Below are 19,126 nucleotides of genomic sequence, written 5' to 3'. Positions count from 1 at the left end.
CGTGTCGTCGATCCCCCCCAGGATGTATGTGAGTCTGTCCCGACCCAAGCACAAATCCCTTCCACTGATTGCCCTCTACGTGGCGATCGCTCTGGTCGTCGCCGGTGGTACCACCGCGTACGGCGCCATGAGCAATTCCGTGACCCTCTCGGTCGATGGCAAGACCGAGGACATCCGCACGCTCGGCGGCTCGGTGGGCGACGTCCTCGAGTCACGTGACATCGAGGTTCGCCCCGATGATCGCCTGAGCCTGGCGGCCGATCACGACCTCAGCGATGGCGACGAGATCGAGCTCGACTACGCCAAGCCGGTCACTCTCTCGCTCGACGGCAAGATGTCCAAGCACACGGTGTACGAGAACACCGTCGCTGACGCGGTCGACGAGATCGGCATCGATCTGCCGGCCGGCTCGTTCGTGTCCGAGGACGACTCCGCGGCGTTGTCGCGTGAATCCAACTCCTTGGTGGTCAGCACCAACAAGGACCTGGTCATCAAGGCTGACGGCAAGAAGAAGAAGGTCAAGACGGCCGAACCGACCGTCGCAGGTGCGCTTGAGGCTGCCGACATCAAGCTCGGTGAGGACGACGAGGTCAAGCCGGGTATCTCCTCGTACCTGGAGCCCGACCAGACCATCGCGGTCACCCGCATCGAGACCGTCACCAAGACCGAGACGGTCACGGTCGACTTCGACACCGACGTCCAGGAGGACGCCGAAGCCCTCGAGGGCGAGGTCGACGTCGTCACCAAGGGTGTCGCCGGTGAGACCAAGCGCGAGGTCGAGCTGGTCCTGGCCAACGGCGAGGTGCGTGATCGCAAGGTGCTTGGCACCGACGTGGTCTCCAAGCCCGTGACGCAGGTCGAGAAGCACGGCACCAAGGCGCCTCCGGCCCCCGAGCCGGCCCAGGCGGTCAGCCTCGACGGTGTCTGGGGCAAGTTGGCTCAGTGCGAGTCCGGTGGCAACCCGAGGGCGAACAACGCCGGTCTGTACTTCGGGCTGTACCAGTTCAGCCCGCAGACCTGGGCGGCTGTCGGCGGTTCAGGAAGCCCGGCTGATGCCAGCCCGGCCGAGCAGACGCAGCGCGCCAAGACCCTGCAGGCCCAGTCCGGGTGGGGTCAGTGGCCCGCCTGCGCAGCGAAGCTCGGACTGCTCTGAGCCAGATCCGGCTGCTCGGGCCCGCTGAGGTCCGAGCGCTGGCTGCCACCTGCGGGATCCGTCCCACCAAGCAACGGGGGCAGAACTTCGTCATCGACGCCAACACCGTGCGGCGCATCGTGCGCACGTCCGGTGTGGGCGTCGATGACGTCGTGGTGGAGATCGGCCCCGGGCTCGGCTCGCTGACCCTCGGACTGCTCGAGGTCGCCGCACACGTCACGGTGGTCGAGGTCGACGAGGTGCTGGCGGGGCAGCTCCCACAGACCCTCGCCACCTACGCGGGTGACCGGGCCGGCGACGTCGATCTGGTCGTCGCCGACGCGCTCCGGGTCGAGACGCTTCCCGGTCCGGCGCCCACGGCGCTGGTCGCGAACCTGCCGTACAACATCTCGGTGCCGGTGCTGCTGCACTTCCTCGAGCACTTCACGACCATCACCAGCGGGCTCGTGATGGTGCAGTCCGAGGTGGCGCACCGCCTGGCCGCTGGGCCCGGATCGCGCACCTACGGTGTGCCCAGCGTCAAGGCCGCCTGGTACGGCCAGCTGCGTCTCGCCGGACAGATCGGTCGCTCGGTCTTCTGGCCGGCGCCCAACGTCGACTCCGCGCTCGTGGCGTGGGAGCGGCGCGATCCTCCCGGCGACGACGCCCTGCGGCGCCGTACCTTCGCCGTCGTCGATGCCGCCTTCGCGCAGCGACGCAAGACGTTGCGGTCGGCGCTCGCCTCGTACGTGGGATCTCCGGCCGCCGCCGAAGCGGCCCTGGTGGCAGCAGGAATCTCGCCCCAGGCTCGTGGCGAGCAGCTCCCGCTGGAGGACTTCGTGCGCCTCGCGGGGCACATCACCTAGGTTGAGGCGATGAGTTCTGTGACGGTGGGGGTCCCGGCCAAGATCAATCTGTGTCTGGGGGTCGGTCCGTCTCGGGCCGACGGATTCCACTCGCTGGCGACGGTCTACCAGGCCGTCGACCTGCACGACGAGGTTCGCGCCACCCTTCGTGACGACGGTGACATCACGATCACGGTGCACGCTGACATGGACGCCCGCGTCGAGGCCGCACCGATTCCCCAGGACCTCGACAACCTCGCCGCCCGTGCGGCGCGCGCCCTGCAGGACGCCACCGGCACGGTGGACGGCGTGGAGCTCGCGATCCGCAAGGTCATTCCCGTTGCGGGCGGGATGGCGGGCGGCTCGGCCGATGCCGCAGCGGCGCTGGTCGCCTGCAACGAGCTGTGGGGCACCGGGATGAGCCGAGGCGAGCTCGCCCCGATCGCGGCCAGCCTCGGCAGTGACGTCCCGTTCCTGCTGCACGGAGGGACCGCAATGGGGACGGGACGAGGGGAGTCCGTCAGCCCCGTGCTGGCGCGCGGCGGCTACCACTGGGTCTTCGCCACGGCGGCGCAAGGACTGTCGACGGCCGCCGTGTACGCACAGTTCGATCTGCTCAACCAGGGGCGTCAGGTTCCGGAGCCCCAGGTCCCCGACGCCCTGATGACGGCCCTGCGCGGCGGTGATCCTCACGAGCTGGGCCCGTGCCTGTCCAACGACCTGACCGAGGCGGCGTTGTCGCTGAGACCCGAGCTGGCCGACACCCTCGAGATCGGTCTCGAGGCAGGCGCCCTCGCAGCGATCGTCTCAGGGTCGGGCCCCACCACGATCTTCCTGGCCGAGGACGACCAGCACGGACTCGACATCTCGATCGCGCTCGGAGCCGCCGCAGCCTGCGCCGACGTCATCCAGTCACGGGGCCCGATGCCGGGTGCACACATCATCGGCTGACGACGGCTGCATGAAACAGTGGCGAGATGGATTCCACGTACTTCTGGACCGGATGGTCGCCCATCGTGCACACCCTGCTCGTGGGGGTGGTCGGTTACCTCGTTCTCGTGATGCTGCTGCGAGGTGCTGGGCCGCGCACGATGGCCAGCATGACTCCGCTGGACTTCGTCATCGCGGTGACGTTGGGATCGGCGTTCGGACGGGTGCTCACGGCTGTCAAGGTCAGCCTGGCCCAGGCGCTTGCGGCCCTCGTGCTGCTCGTCGTCATCCAGTGGGTGCTGGCCGCCGCGCGGGCTCGCTGGAGTCTCGTGCGCCGTCTTCTCGACGCTCCGCCGGTCCTGCTGTTCTACGACGGTCAGATGCAGCACGGCGTCCTGCGCAAGCACCGGATGACCGAGTCCGACGTCCACACGGCGGCCCGCGAGTCAGGTCACGGCTCACTGGCCGACCTGCAGGCGGTGATCCTGGACCAGGACGGTTCGCTCGGCGTCATCGCACGGTCCTCGATGGGGGACGGCTCCAGTGTCCTGCCGTTCGTGGCGTCGGATCGCTGAACGCCCCTAGGCGGGAGCCAGCTTCTCGGACAGCTCCAGCCACCGGGTCTCGGCCGTGGACTGCTCGGCCTCGGCGGTCTGGATCTGCTGTCCGATGCGACCCAGACCGACGTGGTCGGTCGGGTCGTGAACGGCCAGCTCGCCATTCAGCTTCTCGATCGTGCCGATCAGGTTCTTGATCTTGCGCTCGGCGGCACCCAGCTCCTTGCGGGCGGCGTGGCGCTCGGCGCCGCTGAGGGCGTTGTCAGCCGGAGCAGGTGTCGACGAGGTGTTGCGGGATGTGGGTTCGCGGCGCAGGCTCAGGTACTCATCGACGCCGCCAGGCAGGTGCCGCAGGTGACCGTCGAGGATCGCGTACTGGGTGTCGGTGACGCGCTCGAGCAGGTACCGGTCGTGCGAGACGACCAGCAGGGTTCCCGGCCAGGAGTCCAGCAGGTCCTCCATCGCCGCGAGCATGTCGGTGTCGAGGTCGTTGGTCGGTTCGTCGAGCACCAGCACGTTCGGCTCGTCGAGCAGGATCAGCAGCAGCTGCAGGCGCCGCTTCTGCCCACCAGACAGGTCGCGGACCGGCGTGGACATCTGGGCGCTGGTGAAGCCGAGCCGCTCCAGCAGCTGGCTCGGCGTCATCTCCTTGCCGCCAGAGACGTATGACGTGCGCTGGCGTCCGACGACGTCGCTGACCCGGTCCGATCCGACGTCCTTGAGCTCGTCGAGCTCTTGGGTCAGCGTCACGACCTTGACCGTCTTGCCGCGCTTGACGCGTCCCGTGGTGGGTTCGACCTTGCCCGTCACCAGACCCAGGAGGGTCGACTTGCCCGATCCGTTGGCGCCGAGGATGCCGGTGCGCTCTCCCGGCCCGATACGCCACTCGACCTGCTTGAGGACAGGTTGGTCGTACGACACCGACACGTCGAGGATGTCGACGACGTCCTTGCCGAGGCGCGAGGTGGCCATCTGCTGCAGCTTGATCGGATCACGCGCCGGTGGCTCGTTCTCGATCAGCTCGTTGGCGGCGTCGATGCGGAACTTGGGCTTGGACGTGCGCGCCGGTGCGCCGCGACGCAACCAGGCCAGCTCCTTGCGCATCAGGTTCTGTCGCTTGGACTCGGTCGCGGCGGCGTGACGGTCGCGCTCGACGCGCTGCAGGATGTAGGCGGCGTAGCCACCCTCGAACGGCTCGACGATGCCGCCGTGCACTTCCCAGGTGGCGGTGCAGACCTCGTCGAGGAACCACCGGTCGTGCGTCACGACCAGCAGGCCGCCCGCGTTCGCGGACCATCGGGTCTTCAGGTGCTCTGCGAGCCAGGTGATGCCCTCGACGTCGAGGTGGTTGGTGGGCTCGTCGAGGAACAGGACGTCGTGGTCCTCGACGAGCAGCGAGGCCAGGGCGACCCGTCGGCGTTGACCACCGGACAGGGTCCCGATGACCGAGTCCCACCCGATGTCGGAGACCAGGCCTGTGATGACGTCGCGGATGCGTGCGTCTCCGGCCCACTCGTGCTCGGCGCGGTCGCCCACGATTGCCCGCGCGACGGTGCCAGCCTGGTCGAGCGTGTCGGTCTGGTCGAGCATCGTGATCGTGACCCCGTTGCGGACGGTGACGCGGCCGGAGTCTGGCTGCTGGAGTCCGGCGAGGATGCGCAGCAGCGTGGATTTGCCGTCGCCGTTGCGGCCGACGATGCCGATGCGGTCGCCCGCGTCGATGCCGATCGTCACCGACTCGAAGACGGTCTTGGTCGGGAAGTCCAGCGCGATCTGTTCGACGCCGAGTAGGTGAGCCACGTCCGAAGTCTAGGAAGGCCGAGAAGGACGAGGCACGGTGGCATCGAATGGCAGCGAGAGGGTGCGCAGGGCGTCGGCGACGAGACCGGTCGTGTCGGCGTCCAGATCGGCGAGCAGTCGTTGCTCGCGGTCCAGCAGCGCACCGAATGCGCCGTCGACCGCCGACCGCCCTGCGTCCGTCAGGCGCACGAGCACACCCCGACGGTCGGCGGGATCGGGAAGACGCTCCACGAATCCCTTGCTGACCAGTCGGTCGACGCGGTGGGTCATGGTTCCGCTGGTCACCAGGGTCTGCTGGACCAGCAGGCCGGGGGAGAGCTGATAGGGCGAGCCGGCGCGGCGCAGGGCCGAAAGGACGTCGAAGTCGGAGGTCTCGAGGCCGTGATCGGCGAAGGCCTCGCGGCGAGCGCGGTCCAGGTGCACGGCCAGGCGCGAGATGCGGCTGAGGACCTGCATGGGGGCGACATCGAGATCAGGCCGTTCGCGCTGCCATGCCACGACCAGTCGGTCGACCTCGTCCTCCATGTCCCTCACGGTAGGCCATCAAGATTCTTGACATCAAGATGTCGTAGCCGGACACATTGTGACCCGTTGTTCCTGTTACCTTTTGCCCATGAAGAAGATTGTGTCCGCCTTCGCCGGACTCGCCCTCATGGCCACCCTGACCGCCTGCGGTGGTGGAGGTGGAGCTTCCGAGGAGGACCTCCTCAAGGAGCTGAAGGATTCTGGTTTCAGCGACTCCCTGGCCAACTGCGTGCTGGACGAGGTCAAGACCGAGGCCGGAAGCCTCGACGAGTACGCCGACATGGCGCAGGACGACCAGCAGACGATGGCTGCCGAGGCGGGCGCCGAGTGTGCTCAGGGCGCCTCGCCGGAGGACATCGCCGGCGCTGCCGAGGGCGTCGACGCCGATCTCAGCGACCCGGCCCTGCGTGACTCGATCATCACGGGAATGACCTCGCAGGGCATCCCCGAGGAGACCGCCAACTGCATCCTCGATGCGGCCATCGATCAGGACCTCACGCCGACCGACTTCATCGACCCCGAGAAGATCACCCCCATCGCCCAGGGCTGCCAGTGACACAGGGCTGCCAGTGACACAGGGCTGCCAGTAGATTGCCGGAATGAGCGATGCCCGTGACGTGACCGCACTGGGTGCTGCTCGACAGGCCGAGCTGCTGGCCGCCGGCGAGGTCACCTCGCGCGAGCTCACAGCTGCGACGCTGTCGGCGATCCGGGGCCAGCAGCTTCAGGTGAATGCCGCCGTGGCGATGTTCGATGAAGAAGCCCTGGCTGCCGCAGATGCGGCTGATCGGCGCCGAGCGGCGGGGCACGCCGGTCCGTTGACCGGCGTGCCGATCGCGGTGAAGGACGATCTCGACCTGGCCGGGCTGGTCACCGGTCGCGGTAGCCGCTCGATGACGAGACCGGCCGCTGTCGATGCGGATCTGGTGGCCGGTCTGCGTGCCGCTGGCCTGGTGATCGTGGCCAAGACGACCCTGCCCGAGCTCGCCATCTACGGGTTCACCGAGACGGAGGCGCACGGCATCACCCGCAATCCGCACCACACCGGTCACTCGCCGGGTGGGTCGTCGGGTGGGTCGGCGGCGCTGGTCGGCGCGGGTGTGGTCGGGATCGCCACGGCGTCCGACGGTGCCGGCTCGATTCGCATCCCGGCGGCGAGCTGTGGGCTGGTGGGGTTCAAGCCGACCCAGGGCACGATGCCGAGCAGTGGTGGGTGGTACGGGCTCTCCACCCAGGGGTGTGTGACCCCGACGCTGGCGGACACCGGGATCTTCCTCGATGAGTTCGGTCGTTTTCCCGAGTCCTTGTCGCAGGCCGCGCGGAACGCACCACCGCCCCTGCGGGTGGGATGGTCCCTCAGCGGCTCGTCGGCCACCCGACCCGCCGCGCTCGACCCGCAGGCCCGCGCGGCTCTCGACCGTGCCGTGACCGCGCTCGCCTCCGCCGGACACCACGTGCGTCAGGTGCAGATCCCGTATGGCCTCGATGCCAAGTCCCTGACGGTGCGTTATCTGCGTGGCATCCACGACAGTGCCGTGGCTGTCGACGACCTGGAGATGCTGGAGGATCGCACGCGCACGATCGCCCGGCTCGGCGCTCCCTTCACGCCCAAGGTCGTGGACTGGGCCATCCGGCGCGGCCGTGCCTTCGGCGCCTCGGTGCACGATCAGCTGGGGGTCGACGTGCTGCTCACTCCGGTGATGTCGGGCCCCGCGCTGCCGATCGGACGGTGGGAAGGCCTGGGCGGACTTCGCCTGGTGCTCGCGATGAACAGCCACTACCCCTACACGGCGCAGTGGAATCACGCAGGCGCCCCGGCGGTCTCCATGCCGGCCGGCGCCACCGTCGACGGCCTGCCCCTGGCGGTCCAGCTGATCGCGCGACCCGGTGACGACGCACGACTGATGTCGGTGGCGGGTCAGGTCGAGGGCGGTTTATCTTGATCGAAGTATCTTGACATCAAGATAGGTAGGTCCAAGGCTGACGGTATGTCCTCGTGGAACCCCTCCCAGTACCTGCAGTTCGCCGACGAGAGAGGCAGGCCGTTCGTCGACCTGGTCTCGCGCATCGGCGTCGAGGCGTCGAGCGTCGTCGATCTGGGGTGTGGGCCCGGTCAGCTGACACCGGTGCTGCGTGCTCGATTCCCCGAGGCCGACATCCTCGGGGTCGACTCCTCGGCCGAGATGATCGAGCGCGCGGAGGCCGAGAATGCCGACCCGCGCGCACGTTACGAGGCCTCCGACGTGGCTGAGTGGCAGCCGGGTGGACCGATCGACGTGCTGACGTCGAACGCGCTCTTCCAATGGGTGCCCAGGTCGTTCGGCGTGATCGAGCGACTGGCGGCCCACGTCAGCCCAGGTGGCGCGTTCGCGATCCAGACCCCGCACAACTTCGATGCCCCCAGCCACCGACTGCTGCACGAGATCTCCTCGGCTGGGCCGTTCGCCGAGCACACCGAGGGCCTGCACGAGGACCGCGGCACGGAGAGCGCGGCGGACTATCTCGCCCTGTTCGCGGGACTCGGGTGGTCCGTCGATGCCTGGGAGACCGAGTACCAGCACGTCCTGCCCGGCGAGGACCCCGTGTTCGAGTGGATCTCCGGCACCAGTGCACGCCCGATCCTGCAAGCGTTGCCCGACGGCCTGCGCAGCCAGTTCGTCCGTGAGTACAAGACCGCGCTGCGTGAGGCCTTTCCGCGGCGCGACTTCGGCACCGTTCTACCGTTCGCGCGGGTGTTCTGTGTCGCGGTGAAGCCCTGGCTCTAGACTGTTCTGACCGATCCCCGGTTGGTCTGCCGGCAGGGCCCGCCTGACTTTGAATCAGGACTAGCGACGCAGGTTCGACTCCTGCCCGGGGAGCAAGATCAGGGCGCTACAGCCGCTCAGCCAGTGCAGTCACGCCCGGCCCGTCGAGTTCGGCTATTGCTTCTCGGCGTCCCGCAAGGGCCATCAACAGTGCTTCCGACGGTCCGGTGACTTTGGCGCCCGAGCCGTGGGTCCAACCGATGTCGCGGGCAACGAGATGGAGTCCCTTGGCGTTCTTCATGACAGGGATGGTGGGTGCGCGGAGGGCGAAATCCAGGACGGTGATCATGCGGTCGGATGGAATCGTTCGCGGGACATGGAGGGCCCGGCGGATGTCCTGCTGATGGATCATGGCGTCGGTCAGCGCGATGCGACCACCGAATCCGGCTGTCAAGCCTCGCGGACTCCGTCGCTCAGCGACGAGCTCAGCGACTCCCTTGCCCTGCACCGCGTCGTAGGAGCGCAACACCATCTCGTTGATCCGGTCTACGTCGAATCTCCCGCGTATGAACGCGAGCGGCAGAGAGGGCACCGACAGTCCGTCGTAGCTGACGACGTGCACGGCCACGTCACGCACTGACCAGCCGGGGCAGAGCGACGGTGCGGCCAACTGTACGTCGCTGAGTCCGCTGAGGAGGATCGCCAGGTCGTCTCGTTCGGCGGCCGCGAGTTCCTTGATGCTGGTCATGATCGGCGTTCCAATCCTTCGAAGGTCAGAACTTCATTCAATGTGGAGCAACCTTGATGCCGCAAGGCGCAGCGGTCATCCCGGAGGTTAGGTTGTCAGGTGATCTGTATCACGTACCGTCGGAGCATGCTGTCCCACGACGTCGGAGAGACCACCACCCCCCTGCTCGACGAGACGATCGGCGCGAACTTCGTGCGCACCGTCGCCGAGCACGCCGATCACGAGGCGCTGGTCGAGGTGGCGACCGGACGACGCTGGACCTATGCCGAGCTCGACACCGACGTCGACGCACTGGCCCAGGCGATGCTCGCCGCCGATCTCCAGGTCGGTGACCGGGTCGGCATCTGGGCGCCCAACTGCGCCGAGTGGACCATCGCGCAGTACGCGACCGCCAAGATCGGGGTCATCTGCGTCAACGTCAACCCCGCCTATCGCACCCACGAGTTCGCCTACGCCGTCGAGCACTCCGGCATGCGGATGCTGCTGGCGGCCGAGTCGTTCAAGACGTCGGACTATCGGGCCATGGTCGCCGAGACTGCTTCGCAGCTGCCCGGCCTGGAACGTGTCGTGTTCTTCGGGAAGGAGGAGTGGAGCGAGTTCGTGGCCGAAGGCAGTTCCGTGCCACGCGAACGCGTCGCGGAGGTGATGGCTGGCCTCAGCCCCGACGACGCCATCAACATCCAGTACACGTCCGGCACGACTGGTCGGCCCAAGGGGGCGACGCTGTCGCACCGCAACATCCTCAACAACGGTTACTTCACCACCGAGACCATCCGCCTCACCAGCGACGACCGCTTGTGCATCCCCGTGCCGTTCTACCACTGCTTCGGCATGGTGATGGCGAACCTCGGATGCACCACGCACGGGGCCACCATGGTCATCCCGGCGCCCGGATTCGACCCCGCCACCACCCTGGCGGTCGTCGAGGCCGAGAAGTGCACCGTCCTGTACGGCGTGCCCACGATGTTCATCGCGATGCAGAACGACCCGTCGTTCGCCACGACCGACTTCTCGCACCTGCGGTCGGGCATCATGGCCGGCTCCATCTGCCCGATCGAGGTCATGAAGCGCTGCGTCGAGGACATGAACATGACGGGCGTCTCGATCGCCTACGGCATGACCGAGACATCGCCGGTCTCGTGCCAGACCCTCGCCGACGACGACCTGGAACGACGCACCGCGAGCATCGGCCGGGTGCACCCGCACGTCGAGATCAAGGTCATCGACGCCCTCACCGGCGACACCGTCGAGCGCGCAGAACCCGGCGAGTTCTGCACCAAGGGCTACTCGGTCATGCTCGGCTACTGGCCACTGCACGGAGGTTCTGGGCCGGACGCGACCGCTGAGGCGATCGACGCCGACGGGTGGATGCACACCGGCGACCTCGCCGAGATGCGCGAGGACGGCTACTGCAACATCGTCGGCCGCATCAAGGACATGGTCATCCGTGGCGGTGAGAACATCTATCCGCGCGAGATCGAAGAGTTTCTCTACTCCCATCCCGACATCGCCGATGTGCAGGTCGTCGGCGTCCCCGACGAACGCTACGGCGAAGAGCTCTGCGCCTGGATCGTGATGAAGGACGGCGCAGCGCTGCTCGACACCGATGCCGTCCGGGCCTTCTGTGACGGCAGGCTGGCGTACTACAAGGTGCCGCGCCACGTGCTGGTCGTGGACGAATTCCCCATGACGGTCACCGGCAAGATCCGCAAGGTGCAGATGCGTGAGGAGTCAGCGCAGCGCCTGGGTCTTGAGGTACGGGGCCTCTGAACACTGTGGACGCGACCCAAGGGTCGCGTCCGCAGCGGGTTTCTCCCAACAGAGGAGGTTCCGACGGTGATTCGACAGCAACGCCCTCCAGGATGGGTCGGTGGCTCCTCGGACTCCACGGAGTCGGGCTACCGTAGGCCGAATGAGCACGCAGGTCACTGTCATCGTCCTGGCCGCAGGGGCCGGGACCCGCATGAAATCGACGCGCGCCAAGGTGCTGCACGAGCTGGGGGGCCGCAGCATGCTCGCACATGCGCTGGCTGCCACGGCGGGCGTCGATCCCGAACGCACGGTGGCGGTGATCGGTCACGACCGAGAGCAGGTCGGCGGTGCGATCGCGGCGATCGACACTGGCGTCGTGCAGGCCGTGCAGACCGAGCAGCGGGGTACCGGCCATGCCGTCGCCGTCGCCCTGGATGCGCTGAGGGAGCCGCTGACCGGAACCGTGCTCATCACCTACGCCGATGTCCCCCTGCTCACGGCCGACACCCTGGCTGCGCTGGTCCACGATCACCGCACCGCGGCGCGAGCCGTCACGATCCTGTCCTCCGTGGTGGCCCAGCCGGCCGGCTACGGCCGCATCGTGCGTGACGGCGCCGGTTCGGTGGTGGCGATCCGCGAGCACGCCGACGCCGACGATGCCGAGCGTGCGATCACCGAGATCAACAGCGGCATCCTCGCGGTCGACGCGGAGTTCCTGAGTCGGGCCGTCTCCGGTCTCACGCCGACCAATGCCCAGGGCGAGCTGTACCTCACCGACATCGTGGCCCACGCCGTCAGCGAGGCGCTGCCCGTGGGGGCCCACATGCTCGAGGACATGTGGCAGACCGAAGGGGTCAACGACCGGGCCCAGCTGGCCCGGATGGGCGCCGAGCTGAACCGGCGCATCACGGCGCACTGGATGGCCGAGGGCGTCACCATCGTCGACCCCGCCACGACCTGGATCGACTCGGCCGTCACCCTGGCGCGCGACGTCACCGTGCTGCCCGGCACCCAGCTGTTGGGTGCCACCACGGTCGATCAGGGCGCCACGATCGGTCCCGACACCACCCTGCGCAACATCGAGGTGGGCGCCGGAGCAACCGTCGTGCGCACTCACGGATCCGACACCGTGATCGGGCCGGGCGCCAGCGTCGGACCGTTCGCCTACCTGCGCCCCGGCGGTGAGATCGGCGAGTCGGCCAAGGTCGGCACGTTCGTCGAGATCAAAAACTCCACGCTCGGGACCGGTGCCAAGATCCCGCACCTGAGCTATGTGGGGGACGCCGACATCGGCGAGGGGGCCAACATCGGTGCCGGCACGATCTTCGCGAACTACGACGGAAGAACCAAGCATCGCTCTCGGATCGGACGGCACGCCAGGACCGGATCGGACAACACGTTCGTCGCGCCGGTCGACATCGGCGACGGGGCGTTCACCGGCGCGGGCTCGACCATTCGCGAGGACGTTCCGGCGGGGGCGCTTGCAGTGACCGCGGGTCAGCAGAGGACGATGTCCGGGTGGGTGCAGCGCAAGCATCCCGGCTCGGCGTCTGCCGAGGCGGCGCAGGAAGCCCACGACGAGCAGCCCGACCCCCACGATGGAGACGTCCCCGGTGAGTAGCCTGTCGAACCGCACCACGATCAAGAGCCTGATGCTCTTCTCCGGCCGGGCGCACCACGACCTGGCCACGCAGGTCGCTGACCTGCTCGAGGTCGACCTGGTGCCGACCACCAGCTACGACTTCGCCAACGGCGAGATCTACGTGCGGTTCGACGAGTCGGTCCGCGGATGTGACGCCTTCGTGATCCAGAGCCACGCCGCTCCGATCAACGATTCGATCATGGAGCAGCTCATCATGATCGACGCGCTCAAGCGCGCCTCGGCCAAGCGCATCACCGTGATCCTGCCGTTCTACGGATACGCCCGTCAGGACAAGAAGCACCTGGGCCGCGAGCCGATCTCGGCCCGGCTGATGGCCGACCTGTTCACCACCGCCGGCGCGGATCGCCTGATGACCGTCGATCTGCACACCTCGCAGATCCAGGGATTCTTCGACGGCCCGGTCGACCACCTGCTGGCCATGCCGATCCTGACGCGTCACGTCATCGCCAAGTACGGCACCGACAACCTCGCGGTGGTCTCACCCGATGCGGGCCGCATCAAGGTCGCCGAGCAGTGGGCCAACTCCCTCGGGGGCGCCCCGCTCGCGTTCATCCACAAGTCGCGCGATCCGCTCAAGCCCAACGAGTCGAAGGCCAATCGTGTGGTCGGCGAGGTCGAGGGGCGCGTGTGCATCCTGGTCGACGACCTCATCGACACCGGCGGCACGATCGTGCAGGCCGCCGAGGCCCTGATGGCCGAGGGCGCTGCATCGGTCGTGATCGCGGCCACCCATGCCGTCTTCTCCGGGCCGGCCGTCGAGCGGCTCGAGAACTCCGTGGCCTCTGAGGTCATCGTGACGAACACGCTGCCCGTGCCCGAGGACAAGCACTTCGAGAAGCTGACGATCCTCTCCATCGCGCCCCTGCTGGCGCAGGCGACGTCGGCGGTCTTCGAGGACGGCTCGGTCACCAGCCTGTTCTCCTGACGGATTTCGTTGCTGCGAGCCCGCTGGGATAGACTCACCGGGCTGCCTCGGCGAGGGTCCTGACGGACCGTGATCGACGGGCGCTCCGCTGTGAGTGCTGCGTCGCGCACCCGCGGAGGCGCCCCAGATTCGCATCCATCTGCACGTCCAACGCACGTATTCGAGGAGATCCCCGTGGCCGAGATCAAGATTGCCGCCCAGACCCGCACCGAGTTCGGCAAGGGCGCGGCTCGCCGCATCCGCCGCGACGACAAGGTTCCCGCCGTGCTCTACGGCGGCGGCGTCGACCCGGTGCACGTGACGCTTCCGGGCCACGCCCTGATGATGGCGCTGAAGAACTCCAACGCGCTGCTGAACATCGACATGGGCGACAGCCACCACCTGGTCATCCCCAAGCAGGTTCAGCGTGACCCGATCCGCGGCTTCATCGAGCACGCCGACCTGCTGATCGTCCGCAAGGGCGAGAAGGTCACCGTCGACATCCCGGTGCACCTCATCGGCGAGGCTGCTCCCGGCTCGATGGTCATGCAGGAGAACAACTCGGTGTCGGTCGAGGCCGAGGCCACCGCGATCCCCAACTTCTTCGAGCTGTCCATCGAGGATCTTGCGATCGGCAGCCTGCTGCACGCCAGCGACATCGAGCTGCCCGACGGTTCTGAGCTCAACGACGACGCCGAGATGCTCATCGTCAACATCACCGCCGCCCCGACCGAGGCCGAGCTGGATGCCGAGCTCGAAGAGGCCGAGGCCGAGGCCGGGATCGAGCGCGACGAGACCGACGAGGAGGCCGCCGAGGCCGCAAGCTCCGAGGGTGGCGACGACGCCTCGGGCGACTCGCCTGCGAGCGCCGACAAGGAGTGACCTCACCCTGGCTCGTGGTGGGTCTCGGCAATCCCGGTTCGGGATACGCCGCGACCCGTCACAACGTCGGGTACATGGTGGCCGACGTCCTGGCCGCCCGTCTGGGCGGACGCTGGAAGAAGCACCGTGCCGGGCGAGCGGACTCGATCGAGGGGCGACTCGTCGGAGAGCGAGTCGTCCTGGGTCGGCCCCGCTCGTACATGAACGAGAGCGGCGGCCCGGTCTCGACGCTGGCCCGGTTCTACGGCGTCGGGCCCGAGCAGCTGATCGTGATCCACGACGAGCTCGACATCGACTTCGGGCAGCTGCGCATCAAGAGCGGTGGAGGCGACAACGGGCACAACGGCCTGAAGTCGATCCGCCAGTCGCTCGACACGGGCGACTTCTTCCGCGTGCGGGTCGGCATCGGCCGTCCGCCGGGAAGCCAGTCGGTGCACGACTTCGTGCTCAAGGCCTATTCATCGACCGAGCGCAAGGACCTGCCGGTGCACCTGGAAGAAGCGGCCGACGCGATCGAGTCGCTGATGACCGCTGGCCTGGCCGCCACCCAGGGTGCGTTCAACCGGTGAGGGGCGACCTCTGATGGACCTGCAGCACCTGGCCAACATCGTGGCCGACGAGCCGACCATCGCCGCGATCACCTCCGACCGTGCCCGCGGCGCGGACGTCATCGACGTGCGCGGGCCCGAACCGCTGCGCCCGTTCCTCACCCGCGCGCTCGCCAGCGGCGGAACAGTCCTGGCGATCACGTCCTCGGAGCGCGAGGCCGAGGACCTGCACGCACAGGTGTCCGAGCTGCTCGGCCCCGCCGCGGTCGTGCACTACCCCTCGTGGGAGACGCTGCCGCACGAGCGCCTGTCGCCGCGCTCGGACACCGTCGGCCGGCGTCTCGCAGTCCTGCGTCGTCTGGTCCACCCCGGTGACACCGTGGACACCGGGCCGGTTCGCGTCATCACGGCTCCGGTCCGCTCGTTGCTGCAGCCCCAGGTGCGAGGTCTGGCTGATCTCGTGCCGGTCGAGCTGCGTGCCGGTGAGGACGCCGGACTCGACACCGTCGTGGCCGACCTCGCCGCCGCCGCCTACGCCCGGGTCGACCTGGTCGAGCGCCGCGGGGAGTTCGCCGTTCGTGGCGGCATCGTCGACGTGTTCCCGCCGACGGAGGAGCACCCGCTGCGCATCGAGTTCTGGGGCGACACGATCGAGGAGATCCGCCAGTTCGCGGTCGCCGACCAGCGCACCCTGGAGAAGGTCGACCGGGTGTGGGCCCCGCCGTGTCGCGAGCTGTTGCTGACCGATGAGGTGCGCAGCCGCGCCGCGACCCTCGCCGAGTCCCACCCGGGCCTGCGCGAGCTGCTGAGCAAGCTGGCCGAGGGGCATGTCGTGGAGGGCATGGAGTCGCTCAGCCCGGTCCTCGTAGATGAGATGGAGCTGCTGGTCGACCTTCTGCCGGACAGGACCAGCATCGTGCTGTGCGATCCGGAGCGGGTTCGCGCCCGCGCTGCCGATCTCAACGCCACCAGCGCAGAGTTCCTCGAGGCATCGTGGGCGAACGCCGCGAGCAACGGTGGCGAAGCGCCCATCGACCTCGGGGCAGCGTCCTTCCACCAGCTCGACGACGTGCGCCAGCAGTGCATCGACCGGGGTCTGGGCTGGATCGGCCTGTCACCGTTCGGTCTTGACATCGACGACACCCGCACCGTCGACATGGAGGCTGCGCCGACCTATCGCGGCGACACCGCCACCGCGCTGACGGACACCCGCAGCTGGCTCGCAGCGGGTCGGCAGGTGGTCATGGTGCTGCCAGGAGCCGGCCAGGCCCAGCGCACCGTCGAGTGGCTGGGCGAGCACGACATCGCCTCGACGCTCGAGGAGCATGCGTCGGCCGGAGTCGTGCAGGTCATCGTGGGCGAGCTCGACCACGGATTCGTCTCACCCCCACTGAACCTCGTCGTCGTCACCTACAACGACCTGGTCGGCCAACGTCCGGCCGATCGATCGAGCGATCGGGATGGGCGCAAGATGCCGGCCCGGCGCCGCAAGCAGGTCGATCCGCTCGAGCTGGCTACCGGCGACCTGATCGTCCACGAGCAGCACGGCGTGGGGCGGTACGTCGAGATGGTGCAGCGCATCGTGCAGGGTGCGGCGCGTGAGTACCTGGTCGTGGAGTACGCGCCCAGCAAGCGCGGCCAACCGGCCGACCGGCTGTTCGTGCCCATGGATCAGCTGGACCAGGTCACCCGGTACATCGGCGGTGAGCAGGCCAGCCTGGACAAGCTCGGCGGCAGTGACTGGTCGACCCGCAAGTCCAGGGCCCGTCGTGCGGTGCGTCAGATCGCTGACGAGCTGATCAAGCTCTACGCGGCCCGACAGTCAACGCAGGGTCACGCCTTCGGGCCGGACAGCCCGTGGCAGGCCGAGCTGGAGGACGCCTTCGCGCACGTCGAGACGCCCGACCAGCTCTCCACGATCGATGAGGTCAAGCGCGACATGGAGCGCACGGTCCCGATGGACCGGTTGGTCTGCGGCGACGTCGGCTACGGCAAGACCGAGATCGCGGTGCGTGCGGCGTTCAAGGCGATCCAGGACGGCAAGCAGGTCATCCTCTTGGTGCCCACCACCCTGCTCGTGCAGCAGCACCTGGCCACCTTCGCCGAACGATTCGGCCAGTTCCCGGTCACGATGGCGCCGCTGTCGCGCTTCCAGAGCGAGGCGGAGTCCAAGAAGGCGCTCGCCGGTCTGGCCGATGGCAGCATCGACATGGTGATCGGCACGCACCGGCTGCTGCAGCCGGGTGTCCGGATCAAGGATCTCGGTCTGGTCATCGTCGACGAGGAGCAGCGCTTCGGCGTCGAGCACAAGGAAGCGATGAAGATGCTGCGCGCCGCCGTCGACGTCCTGTCGATGTCGGCCACGCCGATCCCGCGCACCCTGGAGATGGCGGTCACCGGCATCCGTGAGATGTCGACCATCGCCACTCCGCCGGAGGAGCGCCACCCGGTGCTGTCGTTCGTCGGCGCCTACGACGACAAGACGGTCACTGCCGCGATCCGGCGCGAGCTGCTGCGCGAGGGACAGGTCTTCTTCATCCACAACCGGGTGCAGTCCATCGACAAGGTGGTGGCCCGCCTGTCCGAGCTGGTGCCGGAGGCGCGGATCACGTCGGCGCACGGTCAGATGGGCGAGCACCGGCTCGAGGAGGTCATGGTCGACTTCTGGGAGAAGCGTTTCGACGTGCTGGTCTGCACCACGATCGTCGAGTCCGGCCTCGACGTCTCCAACGCCAACACGATGATCATCGAACGCTCGGACTCGCTAGGTCTGTCGCAGCTGCACCAGCTGCGCGGCCGGGTCGGGCGTGGTCGCGAGCGCGCCTACGCCTACTTCCTGTATCCGGCGGACAAGCCACTGACCGAGACCGCGCACGACCGACTCACCACGATCGCGCAGCACTCCGAGCTCGGAGGCGGCATGGCCGTGGCCATGAAGGACCTGGAGATTCGAGGCGCCGGCAACCTGCTCGGTGGTGAGCAGTCCGGGCACATCGCCGACGTCGGGTTCGACCTGTACGTCCGGTTGGTGGGCGAGGCGGTCTCGGAGTTCCGAGGCGACGGTGAACCCGAGCGCGAGGTCAAGATCGAGCTGCCGATCGAGGCGCACCTGCCGCACGAGTACGTGCCCAGCGAGCGGTTGCGCCTCGAGATGTACAAGCGCCTGGCCGACGTGCGAGCGCTCACCGACGTCGACGAGCTGCGGGCCGAGCTGGTGGACCGCTACGGCGAGCCGCCCGAGGTGGTTCAGATGCTGCTCGACGTCGCGCGTCTGCGGGTCAAGGTCCGCGACGCCGGACTCAGCGAGATCACCGCAGCTGGCCCCAACGTGCGGTTCGCCTCGATCGTCCTGCCCGACTCGGCGCAGATGCGGATGAGTCGGATCTACCCGCGCAGCACCTACAAGGCTGCGGCCGAGGTGATCCTGGTGCCCCGACCCAAGACCTCCGGGATCGGCGGCAAGCCCATCGACGGCCGAGACCTCCTCGAGTGGTCCACCCTCGTGATCGACACGCTTGTCGCCTAGCGGTTCTCCTCGCGAAGACGGGGTGGAGTTGCGTTTCGGGGCTTGACGCCGCCCTTGTTGGCGTAGAACTCGCGGACGAGGTCCATGTCGGCGACGACGTCGTCGGTGGCATGGAACGTGGGGCCGAACCCCATGGTGCGGGTGGAGGGCTCGAAGAACGCCAAGGTGATCGGCAGGCCGGTCTGCTGCGAGAGCCGCAGGAAGCCCGACTTCCAGTACTCGCCCCTGGACCGGGTGCCCTCGGCCGCCAGGATGAGGCGGAACGGCTCGCCCCCGCTGGCTTCGTCGGCGAGCTCCTTGACCACCGTGCTGGCGTTGTCGCGGTCGAGCGGGATCCCGCCGAGTCCCCGCAGCGCCCAGCCGAGGGGACCCTTGAACAGCTGCTTCTTGACCAGCACACGGGGGTGAGCGCCGCCGTGCCACATGACCAGCAGCATCGTGACGAAGTCCCAGTTCGACGTGTGAGGTGCGCCGACCAGGATCCCGCTGGGCGGCACGTCGCCGACCATCCGGTACCGCATCATCTTCACGATTGCGCGGGCCAGCCGCTGACGCACCATGCGACCAGCC

17 protein-coding genes and 1 tRNA gene are annotated in these 19,126 nt (G+C 68.1%); 14 read left to right on the top strand and 4 right to left on the bottom strand.

Translation table 11 applies throughout. The annotated features are described in order from the left end of the window. Positions 1–28 precede the first annotated feature (28 nt). Genes ACHAA3_RS01920 through ACHAA3_RS01905 form a run of 4 tightly spaced genes read left to right on the top strand, consistent with a single transcriptional unit; the run spans position 29 to position 3,482 of the window. Complete coding sequence (locus ACHAA3_RS01920; protein ID WP_435707240.1) at positions 29–1,153, top strand: ubiquitin-like domain-containing protein; 1,125 nt, start codon at positions 29–31, stop codon at positions 1,151–1,153. Continuing rightward, positions 1,117–1,998 (top strand): 16S rRNA (adenine(1518)-N(6)/adenine(1519)-N(6))-dimethyltransferase RsmA, encoded by an 882-nt coding sequence (gene rsmA / locus ACHAA3_RS01915; protein WP_435707239.1) that lies wholly within the window; start codon positions 1,117–1,119, stop codon positions 1,996–1,998. Before ACHAA3_RS01920 ends, rsmA begins: the two co-directional genes overlap by 37 nt. 9 nt (positions 1,999–2,007) lie before the next feature. Beyond that, entirely contained in the window at positions 2,008–2,928 is a 921-nt protein-coding gene (locus tag ACHAA3_RS01910) for a 4-(cytidine 5'-diphospho)-2-C-methyl-D-erythritol kinase (RefSeq protein WP_435707238.1), read from the top strand. Positions 2,929–2,954: 26 nt separating this feature from the next. After that, a complete protein-coding gene (locus tag ACHAA3_RS01905) occupies positions 2,955–3,482 on the top strand; it encodes a DUF421 domain-containing protein (protein WP_435707237.1) in 528 nt (175 codons plus the stop codon). Positions 3,483–3,488: 6 nt separating this feature from the next. Here the strand turns inward: ACHAA3_RS01905 and ACHAA3_RS01900 are convergent, their stop codons facing one another. Then, positions 3,489–5,264: an ABC-F family ATP-binding cassette domain-containing protein gene (locus tag ACHAA3_RS01900; RefSeq protein ID WP_435707236.1), complete on the bottom strand. Its 1,776-nt coding sequence runs from the start codon at positions 5,262–5,264 to the stop codon at positions 3,489–3,491. Positions 5,265–5,273: 9 nt separating this feature from the next. Continuing rightward, a complete protein-coding gene (locus tag ACHAA3_RS01895; protein WP_435707235.1) occupies positions 5,274–5,789 on the bottom strand; it encodes a MarR family winged helix-turn-helix transcriptional regulator in 516 nt (171 codons plus the stop codon). Positions 5,790–5,877: 88 nt separating this feature from the next. Here ACHAA3_RS01895 and ACHAA3_RS01890 point away from each other — a divergent pair, with 88 nt between their 5' ends. The 4 genes from ACHAA3_RS01890 to ACHAA3_RS01875 all read left to right on the top strand — a co-directional run bounded on the left by ACHAA3_RS01890 (position 5,878) and on the right by ACHAA3_RS01875 (position 8,647). Beyond that, entirely contained in the window at positions 5,878–6,345 is a 468-nt protein-coding gene (locus tag ACHAA3_RS01890; RefSeq protein ID WP_435707234.1) for a hypothetical protein, read from the top strand. Between the two features lie 43 nt (positions 6,346–6,388). Beyond that, the gene (locus ACHAA3_RS01885; protein ID WP_435707233.1) at positions 6,389–7,732 is read left to right on the top strand and encodes an amidase family protein; all 1,344 of its coding nucleotides are present in this window, start codon (positions 6,389–6,391) and stop codon (positions 7,730–7,732) included. Positions 7,733–7,777: 45 nt separating this feature from the next. Next, positions 7,778–8,554, top strand: a complete 777-nt coding sequence (locus ACHAA3_RS01880; protein ID WP_435707232.1) for a methyltransferase domain-containing protein — start codon at positions 7,778–7,780, stop codon at positions 8,552–8,554. Positions 8,555–8,568: 14 nt separating this feature from the next. After that, positions 8,569–8,647, top strand: a tRNA-Gln gene (locus tag ACHAA3_RS01875). Positions 8,648–8,660: 13 nt separating this feature from the next. Here the strand turns inward: ACHAA3_RS01875 and ACHAA3_RS01870 are convergent. Next, positions 8,661–9,281 carry a maleylpyruvate isomerase family mycothiol-dependent enzyme gene (locus ACHAA3_RS01870; protein WP_435707231.1) on the bottom strand — a complete coding sequence of 207 codons (621 nt, stop codon included), beginning with the start codon at positions 9,279–9,281 and terminating at the stop codon, positions 8,661–8,663. A gap of 126 nt (positions 9,282–9,407) precedes the next feature. On the opposite strand from ACHAA3_RS01870, the gene ACHAA3_RS01865 reads away from it, so the two are divergent. The 6 genes from ACHAA3_RS01865 to mfd all read left to right on the top strand — a co-directional run bounded on the left by ACHAA3_RS01865 (position 9,408) and on the right by mfd (position 18,556). Next, positions 9,408–11,051, top strand: coding sequence for an AMP-binding protein (locus ACHAA3_RS01865; protein ID WP_435707230.1), 1,644 nt, complete (start codon positions 9,408–9,410; stop codon positions 11,049–11,051). 142 nt (positions 11,052–11,193) lie between these two features. Then, a complete protein-coding gene (glmU, locus tag ACHAA3_RS01860) occupies positions 11,194–12,654 on the top strand; it encodes a bifunctional UDP-N-acetylglucosamine diphosphorylase/glucosamine-1-phosphate N-acetyltransferase GlmU (RefSeq protein WP_435707229.1) in 1,461 nt (486 codons plus the stop codon). A 1-nt stretch (position 12,655) separates the two neighbouring features. Then, positions 12,656–13,621 (top strand): ribose-phosphate diphosphokinase, encoded by a 966-nt coding sequence (locus ACHAA3_RS01855; protein WP_435707570.1) that lies wholly within the window; start codon positions 12,656–12,658, stop codon positions 13,619–13,621. Positions 13,622–13,795: 174 nt separating this feature from the next. Next, complete coding sequence (locus tag ACHAA3_RS01850) at positions 13,796–14,482, top strand: 50S ribosomal protein L25/general stress protein Ctc (protein ID WP_435707228.1); 687 nt, start codon at positions 13,796–13,798, stop codon at positions 14,480–14,482. Continuing rightward, positions 14,479–15,051: an aminoacyl-tRNA hydrolase gene (gene pth / locus ACHAA3_RS01845; protein ID WP_435707227.1), complete on the top strand. Its 573-nt coding sequence runs from the start codon at positions 14,479–14,481 to the stop codon at positions 15,049–15,051. Before ACHAA3_RS01850 ends, pth begins: the two co-directional genes overlap by 4 nt. Positions 15,052–15,064: 13 nt before the next feature. Next, positions 15,065–18,556, top strand: a complete 3,492-nt coding sequence (mfd, locus tag ACHAA3_RS01840; RefSeq protein WP_435707226.1) for a transcription-repair coupling factor — start codon at positions 15,065–15,067, stop codon at positions 18,554–18,556. On the opposite strand, the gene ACHAA3_RS01835 is transcribed toward mfd, so the two are convergent. Beyond that, positions 18,553–19,116: a 1-acyl-sn-glycerol-3-phosphate acyltransferase gene (locus ACHAA3_RS01835; protein WP_435707225.1), complete on the bottom strand. Its 564-nt coding sequence runs from the start codon at positions 19,114–19,116 to the stop codon at positions 18,553–18,555. The two genes, mfd and ACHAA3_RS01835, sit on opposite strands and share 4 nt — an antisense overlap. Between the last annotated feature and the right edge of the window lie 10 nt (positions 19,117–19,126).

The sequence above is a fragment of the Aeromicrobium sp. CF3.5 genome, from assembly GCF_051262695.1.
Taxonomy (GTDB): domain Bacteria; phylum Actinomycetota; class Actinomycetes; order Propionibacteriales; family Nocardioidaceae; genus Aeromicrobium.
Note: the sequence above shows the minus strand (reverse complement) of the source record. Positions and strands in the feature narration are given on the sequence as shown.